This is a genomic window from Nocardia sp. NPDC058480 (genome assembly GCF_042720495.1).
Lineage (GTDB): Bacteria > Actinomycetota > Actinomycetes > Mycobacteriales > Mycobacteriaceae > Nocardia.
Window position 1 is genome coordinate 86,275 of the sequence record NZ_JBHXMN010000013.1, and the last position, 15,478, is coordinate 101,752.

The 15,478-nt window shown below is 68.1% G+C and carries 9 protein-coding genes; 6 read left to right on the forward strand and 3 right to left on the reverse strand.

Annotated features, from left to right (window positions below; translation table 11 throughout):
• Positions 1-102 precede the first annotated feature (102 nt).
• Both ACFWO8_RS25750 and ACFWO8_RS25755 read left to right on the forward strand, forming a co-directional pair.
• On the forward strand, positions 103-9,108 hold the full coding sequence (locus ACFWO8_RS25750) for an amino acid adenylation domain-containing protein (RefSeq protein ID WP_378963686.1): 9,006 nt from the start codon (positions 103-105) through the stop codon (positions 9,106-9,108).
• Between the two features lie 34 nt (positions 9,109-9,142).
• Positions 9,143-10,144 carry an ABC transporter substrate-binding protein gene (locus ACFWO8_RS25755; protein ID WP_378963688.1) on the forward strand — a complete coding sequence of 334 codons (1,002 nt, stop codon included), beginning with the start codon at positions 9,143-9,145 and terminating at the stop codon, positions 10,142-10,144.
• A gap of 117 nt (positions 10,145-10,261) precedes the next feature.
• Here the strand turns inward: ACFWO8_RS25755 and ACFWO8_RS25760 are convergent, their stop codons facing one another.
• From ACFWO8_RS25760 to ACFWO8_RS25770, 3 genes are read right to left on the reverse strand one after another with little or no spacing between them, the layout of a single operon-like run.
• Complete coding sequence (locus tag ACFWO8_RS25760) at positions 10,262-11,680, reverse strand: NAD(P)(+) transhydrogenase (Re/Si-specific) subunit beta (protein WP_378963755.1); 1,419 nt, start codon at positions 11,678-11,680, stop codon at positions 10,262-10,264.
• 17 nt (positions 11,681-11,697) lie between these two features.
• Complete coding sequence (locus ACFWO8_RS25765) at positions 11,698-12,000, reverse strand: NAD(P) transhydrogenase subunit alpha (RefSeq protein ID WP_378963690.1); 303 nt, start codon at positions 11,998-12,000, stop codon at positions 11,698-11,700.
• The gene (locus tag ACFWO8_RS25770) at positions 12,000-13,142 is read right to left on the reverse strand and encodes a Re/Si-specific NAD(P)(+) transhydrogenase subunit alpha (protein WP_378963691.1); all 1,143 of its coding nucleotides are present in this window, start codon (positions 13,140-13,142) and stop codon (positions 12,000-12,002) included. Before ACFWO8_RS25770 ends, ACFWO8_RS25765 begins: the two co-directional genes overlap by 1 nt.
• A gap of 122 nt (positions 13,143-13,264) precedes the next feature.
• Between ACFWO8_RS25770 and ACFWO8_RS25775 the strand changes: the two genes are divergently transcribed.
• The 4 genes from ACFWO8_RS25775 (at position 13,265) to ACFWO8_RS25790 (ending at position 15,477) form a co-directional block, all read left to right on the forward strand.
• Complete coding sequence (locus ACFWO8_RS25775; protein WP_378963692.1) at positions 13,265-13,396, forward strand: hypothetical protein; 132 nt, start codon at positions 13,265-13,267, stop codon at positions 13,394-13,396.
• Positions 13,397-13,547: 151 nt separating this feature from the next.
• Positions 13,548-14,000, forward strand: a complete 453-nt coding sequence (locus tag ACFWO8_RS25780) for an HIT family protein (protein WP_378963693.1) — start codon at positions 13,548-13,550, stop codon at positions 13,998-14,000.
• On the forward strand, positions 13,997-14,836 hold the full coding sequence (locus tag ACFWO8_RS25785; RefSeq protein ID WP_378963694.1) for a maleylpyruvate isomerase N-terminal domain-containing protein: 840 nt from the start codon (positions 13,997-13,999) through the stop codon (positions 14,834-14,836). The genes ACFWO8_RS25780 and ACFWO8_RS25785 overlap by 4 nt, the downstream gene beginning before the upstream one ends.
• On the forward strand, positions 14,836-15,477 hold the full coding sequence (locus ACFWO8_RS25790) for a Type 1 glutamine amidotransferase-like domain-containing protein (RefSeq protein ID WP_378963695.1): 642 nt from the start codon (positions 14,836-14,838) through the stop codon (positions 15,475-15,477). The genes ACFWO8_RS25785 and ACFWO8_RS25790 overlap by 1 nt, the downstream gene beginning before the upstream one ends.
• The last annotated feature ends 1 nt before the right edge of the window (position 15,478 follow it).

Below are 15,478 nucleotides of genomic sequence, written 5' to 3' on the forward strand. Positions count from 1 at the left end.
GAAACTGAAGTTAGGCTAACCTACCCTTCTCTCCGGCTGGGCTCTCATCGGCCCGGGTGGCACTAGGGAGAGTCGGGGAACGTTGAGGGTGAAGGAGTTGCTGTGGGATCGGTGGAACGGGACGAAGTAGGCGCCGAAGATCCCGGATTGCCGCTCACCGGAGCACAATTGGGCATCTGGAACGCCCAGCGGCTCGACCCCGACTCGCTCAGCTACATGGTCGGCGAGGTGCTCGAGATCGCCGGACCCGATCCCGTCGATGTGGCTTTGCTGGACACCGCGATTCGCCACACCATCGTCGAAACCGACACCATGGGACTGCGATTCGCCGACACCCCGGCGGGACCGCGCCAGCGGATCACCGACCTGGAACCCGACCTGCGCCCGATCGTGGATCTGCGCGGCGAGACCGACCCGATCGCGGCCGCGCACCGGCTGGTCGCGGCCGAACGTGCACGCTCGGCCACCTCGTGCCGGGCCATGGTCGACCGGCAGCTCTACACCTACACACGGCTGCGCCTCACCGACAACGAGGTGTGGTGCATCCAGCTCTACCACCACCTGATCATCGACGGCTACAGCGCGGCCATGGTGTCGCGCCGGGTCGCCGCGCACTACACCGCGCTGCGTCGCGGCGCCGACGTGCCGCGCCTGCGGTGGGGCTCGATCGAGACGCTCGTGGCCGAAGACCTCGAATACCGTGGAAGCCAGGCACATCAGCACGACCGCGACTACTGGCGCGACCGGCTCACGCCGCTGCCACCGCTGGACGGTCGCGGCCGCGCACCCGAGGGCATAGTCGAGCAGACCCACGAGATCCGCGCCGTCCTCGACACCGACCTGGTGGCACGCGTCAAGGCGGCGGCCGCGGCAGCCGGAATCACCTGGGCCGACGTGCTCGTCGCCGGATACGTGGGATTCGTGCACCGGTTGCTCGGCGAGACCGATGTGGTCATCGCACTGCCGGTGATGGCGCGGGTGGGCAAGACCGCCCTCACCACCCCCTCCATGGCGGTCAACGTACTGCCACTGCGAATTTCGGTATCCAGCTCCGATCGCCTCGGCGAACTCGGGAAGCGGGTGGCAGATGCCCTGCGGGAGATGCGCGCCCACCAGCGATTCCGCGGTGAGGACCTGGCCCGCGAATTCGGCGGCACCCAGACCGGCGCGCTGCTGCACGGCATCGGCATCAACCTCAAGGCGTTCGACTTCGCCCTCGATTTCGACGGTGCCACCGGCACGCTGCGCAATGTCGCCGGTGGCCCACCAGAGGATCTGGGACTGACCGTCACCCCACTGTCGGAGGACCGGATCCAGCTCGGATTCGAGGTCGACGCCCGATCGCTGGACGCCGCCACGGCGCAGCGGCGGATGGACGCGCTGGTCACATTGATCACCGAACTCATCGACGCGGCGGATAGGCCGATCGGCGCGATCGCCCTGTACCAGAACGAGATCGGCGCGAGTATCGACGTCGATCGCGCCGGTGCCGCGCTGCCCGGTCAGCCGACGGACGCGGTCGAGATCTTCGACAGCATGGTCGCGGCGCAACCAGATGACATCGTGCTCGTCGACGGCGCCCACCGGCTCACCGCCGCCGAACTGGGCGCCAGGGTGCACCGGTTGGCGCGGTACCTGCGTGGCCGGGGCGTCGGCCCCGAGGACATCGTCGGCATCGCGCTGCCGCGCACCGTCGACCTGGTCATCGCCCAGCTCGCAGTGCGGCACGCGGGCGCGGCCTACCTGATCCTCGACATCGGACACCCGGCCCAACGCCTCGCCGACATCGTCGACGACGCCGCCCCGGTGCTGATCCTCACCGACGACACGGTCGCGGACACGATATTCGCCGACGCCCGTCGGTCGGTTGCCCTGATCCGGATGTCGGACAGCGAGATTCGCGAGGTGGTCGGCGGACTGGCCGACGGCCCGCTCACCACCGCCGAACTCGCCGCGCCGCGCTTGCCCGCGCATCTGGCCTACGTCGTGTACACCTCGGGATCCACCGGAAAGCCAAAGGGCGTGCAGATCTCCTGCAGTGCGATGGCCCAGCTGCTGCACCACCACCGATCGACCGTCTACGCCGAGGCCGCCGAGCGCGTCGGCGGGCGGCAGTTGCACATCGCGCACACCTACTCCTTCGCCTTCGACGCGGCGCTGGACCAACTGCTGTGGCTGTGGTGCGGACACCGGGTTCATCTGTACGACACCGATATTCAGAAGGACGCTGCCGCCCAGGTCGCCGCGTTCGGTGCCGATCGCATCGATGTCGTCGACACCACCCCCTCGATGGCGACCGCCCTGATCGACAACGGGCTGCTCGGCCGCGCTCACCGTCCTGAGCTGCTGCTGCTCGGTGGCGAGGCGACCCCGCCCGCCCTGTGGTCGGTCATCGTCGCCTCGAAGGTGGCCGCCCGCAATATGTACGGTCCGACCGAGGCCACCGTCGACGCGCTCAGCGCGCCGGTGACCGGGGCGCTACCGCATGTCGGCGGTCCGCTCGCCGGAACCCGCGCCTACCTGCTCGACGGTGCGCTGCAACTCGTACCGGACGGCGAGATCGGCGAATTGTATTTGGCCGGTCCGCAGTTGGCGCGCGGCTATCTCGGACGCGTCGAGGTGACGGCGGAGCGGTTCGTCGCCGACCCGTTCGCGGCGGGCGAGCGCATGTATCGCACCGGCGACCGGGCCCGTTGGCTACCCGGCCATGGCTACGACTACCTCGGGCGCGGCGATCAGCAGATCAAGGTGCGCGGCTATCGCGTGGAACTGGGCGAGGTCGAAGCGTCGCTCGGGGTACTGTCCGGCGTGGCCGCCGCGGCCGCCACCATCCGCAAGTCCGGGGACAGCACCCGGCTGGTGGGCTACCTGGTCCCCGAGGCCGGCCGTGCTCTCGACGCCGATCAGCTGCGCCACCAGCTCACCACCATGGTGCCCGACCACCTGGTGCCCTCCGCGCTCGTCGTCCTCGACGCCCTGCCGACCACCGTGAACGGCAAACTCGATCGCGCTGCCCTGCCCACACCCCAGCTGACCTCGACCGGACGACCGCCTCGCACCGAGCAGGAGCGGGCGCTGTGCGGTGTGGTCGCCGAGGTGCTCGGCGTGGCACAGGTCAACGCCACCGATGACTTCTTCGGACTCGGCGGCGACAGCATCACCGCGATCGGCGTGAGCAGCCGCCTGCGCGCAATCGGCTGGGAGGTACAGCCGAAAACACTGCTGGCCCAACGCGATCTGGCCACCATCGCGGCAGTGGCCCAGGTGTCGGAGCAGCAGACCCACACCCCTGCCCCGGATGAGGCGACCGGCCTGGTCCCGATCCCGCCCATGGTGGCCGCACTCCTGGAAGCGAACCCGAGCCGCACCGCCGTAGCCGGCTACGCCCAGTGGACCGCCCTGACCCTGCACGAAGACCTCACCCTCGACCACCTGACCACCGGCCTGCAAACACTGCTCGACCGCCACGACGCCCTGCGCCTGATCCTCGACGAATCGGACCGGCTGGAAGTCGCGGACGTCGGCGCGGTGCGCGCATCGAGCCTGGTCCGCGAGCTGCCGTTCGACGAATCACTGTCGAGCCGCACGGTCACCGCCGAGTCTTCCGCTGGTGCGGCCGCGCGTGCCGACGCTGCGGGTGAGACATCGCCCCTCTCGGGCACCTCGGACGGTGGAGCGAATTCCTCGGCGCTGCAGGGCAAGTCCTCTGCCGAAGCCGCGGGCGACACATCACTACCCTCAACCACCCCGAACGGTGGACCGAACTCCTCAACGCCGCACGGCAAGTCCTCTGCCGAAGCCGCGGGCGACACATCACTATCCTCAACCGTCCCGGACAGCGGGCCGAATTCCTCAGCACCACACAGCAAGTCCGCTGAGGATGAACTGCTCGAGTCGGTGGCGACAGAGCTCGCGGGGGAATTGGATCCCGCAGCGGGGATCGAGATTCGCGCTGCGCTGGTACGCACCGCGCCGGGAACCGCCGACTGCCTGGTCCTGGTTGCCAATCACGTGGTGGTGGATGGCGTTTCTTGGCGCATCCTGGTGCCCGAGCTGTATGAGGCGTGTGCGGCAGCCCGAGACCGGCGCCCGGTTCGGCTGCCCGCGAAGGGCAGTTCGTGGCGGCGGCACGCCACCCTGCTCGCCGAGTCCGGCGCCACGGGCGAGCACCGTTCGGAATTGGCGCACTGGCAACGCGCGCTCGGCGACGCCACCGTCGCGTCACTGGGGGAACGGCCGCTCGACCACGCCGTAGACCTCGTCGAGAGTGCGAACCAGACAAGAACTTTCGCAGCTCCCGAGATTTCCGAGGCACTGCTGACCACGCTCCCCGCCGCGTATCGGGCCAAGACCGACGACGTGCTGCTCGCGGCGCTCATGCTGGCGCTCAACGCGTGGCGGCACGAGCGTGGCGAAGCGCTCGAGACCGGCAGGCCCGTCACGGTCGAGGGGCACGGGCGCGACGCCCTGCGTGCCGATACCGATTTCGCGGGCACCATCGGCTGGTTCACCAGCGAGTACCCGGTGTGGACGCCGGCGACCGGCATCGACGACCCGGCTGGGCTCGCCGAGGCACTGGCAGGCGGGGCGGCGGCCGGACGGCTGTTGCGGGCGGTCAAGGAGGCCAAGCGCGCCGTCCCCGGCAATGGCGTGGGATACGGCGTGCTGCGCAGGCTCGATCCGGAGACCGCGCCGCGATTCACCGAGCGGCGCGCACCCGAGGTGCTGCTCAACTACCTCGGCCGCTTCGGCGGCGGCGCCGCCCTCGGCTGGAGCTTGCCCGAACACGACGCGTTTGCGGTGACGGAACCACCGGAAAAGGCGCTCACGGAAGTACTTTCGCTCAATGTCTTCGTGCACGAACCCACCACCGCGCACCCGGGTGGGCCCCGGCTCGCCGTGGAGTGGACTGCGGCGAGCCGGATTCTCGGTGCGCACCAGGTCACGGAAATCCAGCGGCACTTCGAACTCGCGCTGGAGGCGTTCGCCGCGCACGCGATGCTGTTCCCCGGCGGGCTCACACCGTCGGACTCCCCCGAACTCGCCGTCGCCCAGGAAACCATCGACACGCTGGAGGCCGCGCACGGCCCGCTGGCCGAACTGCTGCCGCTCTCGCCCTTGCAGGAGGGCCTGCTGTTCCATGCGATTCGCGATGGCGCGGACGATGTCTACGCCCTGAGCGCCCGCGTCGACCTGCACGGACCACTGGACGGCGCGCGGTTGTCGGCGGCTTTCGACACCGTCATCGGCAGGCATCCCACCATGGCCGCGGCCTTCCACTACGAGGGCCTGGATCAGCCGGTGCAGGCGGTCCCCCGGTCGGTCGGCATGCCGTGGCGTGAGGTCGATCTGTCCGGGTTGCCGCTGCGCGCCGCGCAGGCCGCCGCCGACCGGCTGGAAATCGACGCCACCCGGCACCGGTTCACAGTGGACCGGTCGCCGATGTTACGCGCCACGCTGGTTCGGCTGCCAGGACAAGCGCACCGGCTGGTGCTCAACACTCATCACCTGGTGATCGACGGCTGGTCAACGCCCATCGTGTTGCGCGAGGTGCTCGCCGTCTACCACGGCGACGAACTGTCCTCGCCCGCCTCGTACAGCGACTATCTGGCCTGGATCGGCACCCGTGACCGCGCGGCCGTCCGCGCAGCCTGGTCGCGGCGACTGGCCGGGTTCGCCGAGCCGACGCTGGTGCGCACCAGCACTTTCCGCGAGCGGGAAGTCCGGCAGTGGCAGGTTCCGCTGCCCGAATCGCTCGCCACGGCACTGGCCGAACTCGGCCGCCGCCGCGGCCTGACGATGAACACCCTGGTGCAGGGCACCTGGGCGCTGGTGCTCGCCGCACTCACCGGACGCACCGACGTCGTGTTCGGTGCGACCGTCTCCGGCCGCCCCGCTGAACTGCCAGGTGTCGCGGGCATGGTCGGCCTGTTCGCCAACACCGTGCCGGTGCGCTGTGCCTTCGACGCGGATCGCGCGCTGCTCGAGCAGTTGGCCGAACTGCAGGAGAACCAGTTCGCCATGCAGGAGTTCGACTACGCGGGACTGGCGGAGATCGAACGGATCGCCGGGATCGGCACCCTCTTCGATACCCTGGTCGCCTTCGAGAACTTCCCGAATTCCGGTGCCGAGCAACCGGAGTCGCACGAGTTGCGACGCGGCGACTTCCACAATCACGGCAACACGCACTACCCGATGACCTTGATCGCCCCGCCGGGCGACCATCTGCAACTGGTGATCTGGTACGACCGCGCCGCCGTACCCGACACCACGCTCGCCCACATCTCCGAGCGGATCGGCACGATCCTCACCGCCGTCACCTCCGCCACGGACCCCACTCCCGCCCCGTTCCTCGAGCCTCTCGCACCAGTGGTCGCGATTGCCGCCGCGGCCACCACGACCACGGCCACCGGGACATCGCCCGCGACTGTCGCGACCGCACCGACTGTCGCGACCGCACAGGTTGTCGCGACCGCACAGGTTGTCCCGACAGCGGCTACCGCGACCGCACCGACCGCGGCTGCCGCGACGGCGCCGACTGTCGAGACGGCATCGACTACCGCCGCCACACGACCCACCGCCGGCGAACAGCCGGACCCAAGGGGCGACACCCTCGCCGAATGGGGGACGCCGGTCGATCCGGCGGCGCCCGCCATCACCGCCGAAGGCGTCACGATCGACTTCCGCGAGTTCGACGCCAGGGTGAATCGACTGGCCCGGTGGCTCATCTCGCGCGGTGTCGGTCCCGAAACCGTGGTGGCCGTTGCCATGCCACGCTCCATCGAATCGGTGGTCACGGCGCACGCCATCTGCCGAGCCGGTGGCGTGTACCTGCCGGTGGACCCGGAACAGCCCGCCCAGCGCGTCGAGAAGATCCTCGACACCGCCGCTCCCGCCCTCGTTCTGCACTCGCTGGACGAGGCGGACACCAGCGGATTCACCGATGCGGAACTCACCGATGCCGACCGGCTCGCGCCGCTGCGCCCGGCCAACACCGCCTGCCTGCTGTTCACCTCCGGCTCCACCGGTGTGCCCAAGGGCGTGAGCCTGTCGCACGCCTCGATCATCTCCACCTTCGAGTGGCTGCAGCGCGAGCGCCGGTTCGGGCCGGGCGACACGATGCTCTACCGCACCCCGCCGATCTTCGACGCCTCGCTCATGGAGATGTTCCTTCCGCTGCACGTCGGCGCCCGGATCGTACTGACCCGGCCGGGCGGTCACCGCGATCCCTACTATCAGGCTCAGCTCATGAGCACCGAGCGGGTGACCGCGATGTGGATGACGACTTCCATGCTGACCGTGCTCGCCGAAGAGGCCGACCTATCGGGATGCGCGGATCTGCGCTGTGTTCTCACCGGCGGTGAGGTGCTGCCGCCCGCGACGGCGCACCGCATGCGCGCACTGACCGGCACCGCCGTGTACAACTTCTACGGTCCCACCGAGGCCGCGATCGGCTTCACCTTCCACGAGACCGTCGATGCCGATACCGGGTCGGTCCCGGTCGGCGCGCCCGCCGATGCCGTTCGCATCCTCGACGACCAACTGCGGCCGGTTCCCGAGGGAACCATCGGCGAGCTCTACATGACCGGTGTCCGGCTGGCGCGCGGCTATCTGACCCGCCCCGATCTGAGCGCTGCCGCGTTTGTGGCCGATCCGGACGGGACAGGCGAAAGGATGTACCGCACCGGCGATCTGGTGAAACGCAATCCGGATGGGGAACTCGACTATGTCGGCCGCACCGACAGCCAGGTGAAGTTGCGCGGCCAGCGCATCGAACTGGGCGATATCGAAGCGGCCCTGCTCACGTGTGCCGGTGTGGCCCACTCGGTGGTGCTGCTGCGCGAGGACACACCGGGTGATCAGCGCCTGGTCGCCTATCTCATCGCCGAGTCCGCCGTCGTGCTCGACACCGGCGCGGTGCGCGAGCAGCTGCGAACAGCGTTGCCCGCGTACATGATTCCTGCCGCCTTCGTGGTGCTGGATCATATTCCGCGCACCGCGACCGAGAAGATCGCCCGGCAAGAACTGCCCGCGCCTGAATCCAGCCGGTCCGGCGAGACCGTTGCCGATTCCGGGCGGACGGAGGTTTCGACGACGAGCGAACCGGTCGGAGATCCTGTGCGGGACACGGGTTCCGGCCTGCTCGACACGATCTGCCAGGCCATGGCAGTTGTCCTGTCGCTCGACGAAATCGGCGCGGACGACGACTTCTTCGAACAGGGCGGGCACTCACTCCTCGCTGTGCGACTGATCGGCCGTCTGACCCGCGCGGACCTACCGGTGGTCCTCGACGACGTCTTCGCCGCTCCCACGCCTCGTGAACTCGCGGCGCGGATCGGCGCGGTCGATCCCACCGCGCCTCGACCGGCAGACGGTCTCGCCAGTTTGGGCAGCCGCCTCGATCCGGTGCTGGAGCTGCGCACCGAAGGGTCGGTCCCACCGCTGTTCTGCATCCATCAGATCGGCGGCACCGCATGGAAATACGCTCCGCTGGCCCGGCTGCTGCGCGCCGAGCGACCGATCATCGGCCTGCAGATGCCCCAGCTCACCGAGCCGGATGTCCACATGCGCACGCTCGACGAGCTGGCGCGGTACTACCTGGCCGCCGTCCGCCGCATCCAGCCGCAGGGTCCGTACCACTTGCTCGGCTACTCGCTTGGCGGCAACCTCGCCCACGCGATGGCCGCGATCCTGGAAGCCGAGGGCGAGCAGGTCGGCTATGTGGGTCTGCTCGACTCGCATCCGCTGTCGAACCTGACCGATCGTGCCGCCGCGACCCTGGCCGACCCCGCCGGAATGGACGCACTGCTGCCCGAAATCGCCGAGTACGCACCGGAATTGGCAGTAGTGGTGCGCAATGCCGCGACCGAGCTGCTGCGCATGGTCACGCAATCGGAGTCCCCGCGCTACAGCGGCCCGATGGCCATGTACTGCGCCGACGCCGGTGACGAACCCGAACGCGTGCACGCCCAGATGACCGGCTGGAAGGCGGCCGGCGCACAACTGGTGGTCCGCCGACTTCCTTACTCGCACAACGACATTGCGACCCCGACCGGCTGGATCGAGGTCGCGGCGCTCCTCGATGTGGATCCGGCGATCCGCACCTGAACCTCCACCTGGAATGAAAGAAGGAAAACCCTCAATGTCAGCACATCGAATGACGGCACGCATGCGTGCCGCCGTCGCCCTCCTGATCGTCGCAGTGACCGCGACGGCAGTGGGCTGCGGCAGCTCCACCTCCGACGAGGCCGCCGTCACCGGCACTCGCCAGGTGGAAACCGCCAAGGGCCTGGTCACCGTGCCCGCCGACCCGCAGCGCATCGTGGTACTCAACGGCGCTCTCGCCGGGTACCTCTTCGATCTGGATGCCAAGGTGGCAGCCGCGGATCCGCGCATTCTCGGCCTCACGCTGAAGCCCGGCGAGTTCCCCCCGGCCTGGGCCGCGGAAGCCAAGGAGCAGGGTACCGAGACGGTGCCCTCCGGTGACGACCTGAACCTGGAATTCATCGCCGCCCAGCGGCCGGACCTGATCATCGGCGGCGGACCGGGCTGGCCGGGTCAGCAGACGATCAAGAACTACGACAAGCTCACCGCCGTCGCGCCCACCGCGCTGGTGGCGTCCGACCTCGCCAACTGGCAGGACCAGTTGAAGGCGGTAGCCGAGTTCGTGAACCGCTCCGAAAAGGTGGGCCCCATGATCACCGCCTACAACGACAAGGTCAAGGCGGTGAAATCCGGTCTGAAGGTGCCGCAGGGCGCGGTGGCCGTGATGCAGTCCCAAGCGGACGGCAAGCCCATCCTGCTCGCTCCCAACACCCCGCTGGCCACGCTGCTCTCCGAGGTCGGCTTCACCATCGACGACAAGATCGAAGCGAAGGCAGGCAACCCGCCCCGGGCCGCGGCCGGCGACTGGGTGACCTTCAGCCCCGAGCTGCTGAGCACCGTCGTCGACGCGCCGGTGCTGTTCGTGATCAAGCTCGACGGCGGCCGCGATATCCCCCAGCTGAAGGAAGATCCGGCGCTGGCCATGCTGCCTGCCTTCCAGAAGGGCCAGCTCTACGAGCTGCCGGCGGAAAGCAAGCGCCCGGACTACCGGGTCGCCATGGCGACCCTCGACCTGCTGGCCGAACGCTTCAAGGCATAGCCTGATCGTCCCCGCCACACACGAATAGCATGGTCGCGAACAACCCATGAGCCGCAGGGCAAGGGACCCCGCCGTTCCGGAGAACGGCGGGGTCCCTCGTCTGCGTATTCGCTTGTGTTACAGCGCTTTCAGTTCCTCGGTGACCGCACCGACGGACTTCTTCGCATCACCGAACAACATCGAGGTGTGGTCGGCGTAGAACAGCGGGTTGTCGATACCCGCGAAGCCGGAGTTCATCGAGCGCTTGAGCACGATGACGCTCTTGGCCTGGTCGACATTGAGCACCGGCATGCCGTAGATCGGGCTGGACTTGTCGTCGCGGGCCGCCGGGTTGGTGACGTCGTTGGCGCCGATCACGAGGACCACATCGGTGCGGTTGAATTCACCGTTGATGTCGTCCATTTCCTTCATCGCGTCGTAGGACACCTCGGCCTCGGCGAGCAGCACGTTCATGTGACCGGGCATACGACCGGCGACCGGGTGGATCGCGTACTTGACCTCGACGCCCTTGCCCTCGAGCAGCAAAGCCATCTCCTTGACCGCGTGCTGGGCCTGGGCCACGGCCATGCCGTAGCCGGGGACCACGATCACCTGGTTGGCGTAGGCCATCTGGATCGCGGCGTCGGCGGCCGAGGTCGCCTTCGCGGTCTTGGCCTCGCCGTCACCCGAACCCGCGACCGCGCCACCGCCACCGAAGCCACCGGCCACGATCGCGGGGATGGAGCGGTTCATGGCCTTGGCCATCAGGTTGGTGAGGATGGTGCCGGACGCGCCGACGATCATGCCCGCGACGATCATCGCGGTGTTGTTCAGCGCCAGACCCGCGGCCGCGGCCGACAGACCGGTCAGGGCGTTGAGCAGCGAGATGACGACCGGCATATCCGCGCCACCGATGGGCAGCACGACCATCAGGCCGAGCACACCGGCGAACAGGAGCAGCCCGATCATCCACAGCTGCGAAACACCACCGTTGTCGGCGCCGAGGCCGATCACCACGGCGCACACGATCGCGCCGAGGAGCAGCAGCAGGTTCAGCGGCTGCTGCAGGCGGCCGACGCTGATCGGCTTGCCGGACAGGATCTCCTGCAGCTTCGCGAAGGCGATGATCGAGCCCCAGAAGGAGACCGAGCCGATCACCGCGGCGAACAGCGAACCGATGATGATGTGGATCGTCGGGGTTTCGTGCAGCTGCGAAAAGCCCGCGCTGTCGACGAATTCGGCCCACGCGATCAACGCGACGGTGCCACCACCGACACCGTTGAACGCCGCGACCAGCTGCGGCATCTCGGTCATCTTGGTGCGGATAGCGGGCGGAACACCCAGTGCCACACCGACGATCAGACCGGCGGCGATGAGAATCCAGTTGAGCAGGGCGGCGTGGCGCACCGAGATCAAGGTGGCCACAACGGCCAGACCCATACCGACAGCGGCGATCTGGTTGCCACGGACGGCGGTCTTCGGGCCGGTCAGGCCCATCAGGCCGTAGATGAACATGGAGAAGGCCACGATGTAGAGGCCGTTGACCAGGTAGGTCATATTGTCGACTGCGTGCATCACTCGGCCGCCTTCTTCTTACCCTTGAACATGGCGAGCATGCGGTCGGTGACCACGAAACCACCGATGACGTTCAATGTTCCGAACACCACCGCGACGAACAGGATCACCTGCACCAGCAGCGAGGGGTCCTTCACATTGCCCAGGGTCACCAGCGCACCGAGCACGACGATGCCGTGAATGGCGTTGGTGCCCGACATCAGCGGGGTGTGCAGGGTGTTGGGGACCTTGGAGATGACGGCGAATCCGACGAACCCGGACAAAACGAGGATCGCGATATTGGCGAGCAGTTCGGTGTACATCAGGCTTCCACGCTCGATTCGATCTTTTCGCTGCGCTCACGGGTCACACAGGAGTCCGCCAGGACCTGATCTTCGAAGTCGGGGGCGAGCTTGCCATCGACCAGCATCAGTTCCAGCAGCGCCGAAATGTTCTTCGAGTACAGCTCGGAAGCGTGCTCGGGCATCGTGGCGGGCAGGTTCAGCGGCGAGGCGATGGTCACCTCGTGCTTGACCACGACCTCGCCGGGCTCGGTGAGCTCGCAGTTGCCACCGGTCTCACCGGCCAGGTCGACGATCACACTGCCGGGCTTCATGCCCTCGACAGCGGCGGCGGTGACCAGGCGCGGCGCGGGGCGACCCGGCACCAGCGCGGTGGTGATCACGATGTCGAAACCCTTGATGGCGTCTTCGAGGGCCTGCTGCTGCTGGGCCTTCTCCTCGTCGGTGAGTTCGCGGGCGTACCCGCCCTCACCGGCGGCGTCGATGCCCAGATCCAGCCACTGCGCACCAACCGAGCGCACCTGATCGGCGACCTCGGGGCGCACGTCGTAACCGGTGGTCCGGCCACCCAGACGCTTGGCCGTGGCCAAAGCTTGCAGACCGGCGACACCGACACCGAGCACCAGCACGGTGGCCGGCTTCACGGTGCCCGCGGCGGTGGTGAGCATCGGGAAGAACCGGGTCGACTCCGACGCGGCGAGCAGCACAGCCTTGTAGCCTGCCACGTTCGCCTGCGAGGACAGGGCATCCATCACCTGCGCGCGCGAGATACGCGGAATCGCCTCGACGGCAAAGGCCTGCACACCGGCAGACTTCAGCGCACCGATCTGATTCTCGGCATTGCGCGGGGCGAGGAACCCGATCATGGTCTGCCCGGAGGACAGCTTGGCCACCTCGGCATCGCTGGGCGGGGCAACCTTGACGACGACCTCGGCCGACCACGGATCACCGATGGTCGCGCCTGCCTCTACATAGGCAGCGTCGGGAATGAGAGCGCCGAGGCCGGCACCGGCTTCCACGATCACCTCGACACCCTGCTTGGACAGGGAGGGGATGATCTTGGGCACCAATGCGACTCGCCGCTCGCCCGGGCCGGACTCGCGAACGACTCCGACACGCGCTCCGCGCGGCGAACCCTCGCCCACGTTTTGCGTTGTCTCCACTAGTCAGACTTCCTTTTCGTGCTGGCTTCGAGCCTGGGAACAACGGGTAGCCGAAGTTACCTGCGGGTAAGTTCGACTGAAATCCTCGCAACTGTACTCGGCTCGCGGTGAGCCTAGCGGAGATGCCCGTCACAACGGAGAGCTGGACCGACGACCACAAATCGGACACCTCGGGCCTGTTCATCCGTGACAACGACCTCCTGGCCTGGCAGTTAGCCGATTGCGCCCTCGTCGAGATTCGTCGTCGCAGGTGAGACGCACAAGACCGCACATCGACGTCGGTTACTTACCTCGACGTATGACTGCTGGACCGGCCGGTCCGGGGCACAGCGGACGTGACGCGCGTCATGCCGATGTCCCGCTCGGGCTGTTGCGCGACCCAGATCACACCGTAGGGTCGAGGCCGTGAACGACTGCGCCTTCTGTCTGATCGTGGCGGGTGCCGCACCGGCGACCATGGTCTACTCCGATGACGCGGTCTGCGCGTTCCTCGACATCCGTCCCGTCACCCGCGGCCACACCCTGATCGTGCCCAAGGTCCACGCGACCGAGCTCGACGATCTCGATCCCGAACTCGGCGCCCGGATGTTCCGCACCGGCCACCGCCTGGCCCGCGCCTTGCGCGTGAGCGGGCTCGCGAGCGACGGAGCCAATCTCATTCTCAACGACGGCACCGCCGCGTTCCAGACCGTCGGCCACGTCCACCTGCACGTGGTCCCCCGCAAACACGGTGACAAACTCAGCTTCGCCAAGGGCTTCCTGCTGCGTCGTCCGTACGAACCGAATTCGACCGCGGCGGCGATCCGCGCGGGCCTGTCCGCACTCGACCAGAGCGAAGCAGAAGGAGCACAGGGATGACCGAGACGCCGGGGCGCGAACAACTCACCGACCTGCTCGCCGAGCAGTGGGAAGCCATCGCGCTGCTGGTCGCCGACCTCGACGAAAAGACTTGGCGGCGAACGTCCCCGCTGCCAGGCTGGACCCTGTTCGACGTGGTCGCGCACGTGATCGGCACCGAATCGTGGTTGCTCGGCCAGACACCGCCGCCGCATGATCCGTTGCGCCCCAAGACCGATGTGCGAACGCTGCCGCATGTGCGCAACGAAGTGGCTGTGCTCAACGAGATCTGGGTCGACCGGTTGCGCCCGCTCTCCGGCAAGCGCCTGCTCGCGCTGTTCGACGAGACCACCGAGCGTCGCCGGGCCGCCTTGGCCGCGATGGACGACGATGCCTGGCAGGCCACGACGGTGTCGCCGGTGGGGCAGGTGCCCTACGGCCGGTTCATGCGGGTGCGGCTTTTCGATTGCTGGATGCACGAACTCGACCTCGCCGACGGGATCGGTCGCAGCGTGCCAGAGGGTGGCGCGCGGGCCGAGGCCGCGTTCGCCGAACTGACCATCGGTCTCGGTCGCGCGGTGGTGAAAGGCGCCAAAGCGCCGGATGGTTCGCTGGTCACGCTCGATCTGACCGGCCCGGTGACCAGGCAGGTGCATCTGTCGGTCGCCGGTGGGCGCGGAACGGTTCTCGACGAGATTTCCGAGGAGCCGACGACCGTGCTCCGGTTGGACTCCGGGCTTTTCGCCCGGTTGCGCGGTGGGCGCACGACGGCTGACCGGCACCCCGGCGAGGTCGTCGTCGAGGGCGATACGACCCTCGGCGAGCGGCTTGTGCGGAATCTGGCGTTCACCATCTGATGCGACTTTTCCTGGCGTCGTACCGGTTCGGTGGTTTCGCCGATCGGCTCGTGGGGCTCGTCGGTGCGCCGGGGCGGGTCGCGGTGATTCCGAACGCGTGTGACGCCTGGCCGGACGCCTGGTCGTCGGCGGTGATGAGCGATGTGAAACCGCTGGAGCAGCAGGGTTATTCGCCCGAGGTGCTGGATCTGCGCGAGTACGCCGGACAACCGGAACGGCTGGAACGGCACCTGCGCGGGTTCCCGATGGTCTGGGTGCGCGGCGGTAACACTTTCGTGCTTCGTGCCCAATTCGCCCGCAGCGGTGCTGATTCCGTGTTCACCACCCTGTTGCGCGAAGACGCGCTGGTCTACGCGGGCTACAGCGCGGGCGCGTGCCTGCTCGGACCCGACCTGCACGGGCTGGAAACCATGGACGATCCCGCGGAGGTGCTGCCCACCACCGGCATCGAACCACTGTGGGACGGACTGGGTTTGGTGGATCGTCGCCTGGTCGTCCACCTGGACTCCCCCACCGACCCGGACGGCGATTCCGCCGCGATGCTGGCCCACTGCGTCGCCGAGGAGATCCCGCACTGGGCACTCACGGACAACGATGTCGTCCTGGTCGACGGCGACCGCACCGAGGTGCTCAGGGGCTGAA

Excerpts from the sequence above, each read along its gene's own strand:
- ACFWO8_RS25760 (WP_378963755.1), bottom strand. The coding sequence starts at position 11,680 with ATGACCTACCTGGTCAACGGCCTCTACATCGTGGCCTTCTCCATGTTC.
- ACFWO8_RS25790 (WP_378963695.1), top strand. The coding sequence starts at position 14,836 with ATGCGACTTTTCCTGGCGTCGTACCGGTTCGGTGGTTTCGCCGATCGG.
- ACFWO8_RS25785 (WP_378963694.1), top strand. The coding sequence starts at position 13,997 with ATGACCGAGACGCCGGGGCGCGAACAACTCACCGACCTGCTCGCCGAG.
- ACFWO8_RS25755 (WP_378963688.1), top strand. The coding sequence starts at position 9,143 with ATGTCAGCACATCGAATGACGGCACGCATGCGTGCCGCCGTCGCCCTC.
- ACFWO8_RS25765 (WP_378963690.1), bottom strand. The coding sequence starts at position 12,000 with ATGTACACCGAACTGCTCGCCAATATCGCGATCCTCGTTTTGTCCGGG.
- ACFWO8_RS25775 (WP_378963692.1), top strand. The coding sequence starts at position 13,265 with ATGCCCGTCACAACGGAGAGCTGGACCGACGACCACAAATCGGACACC.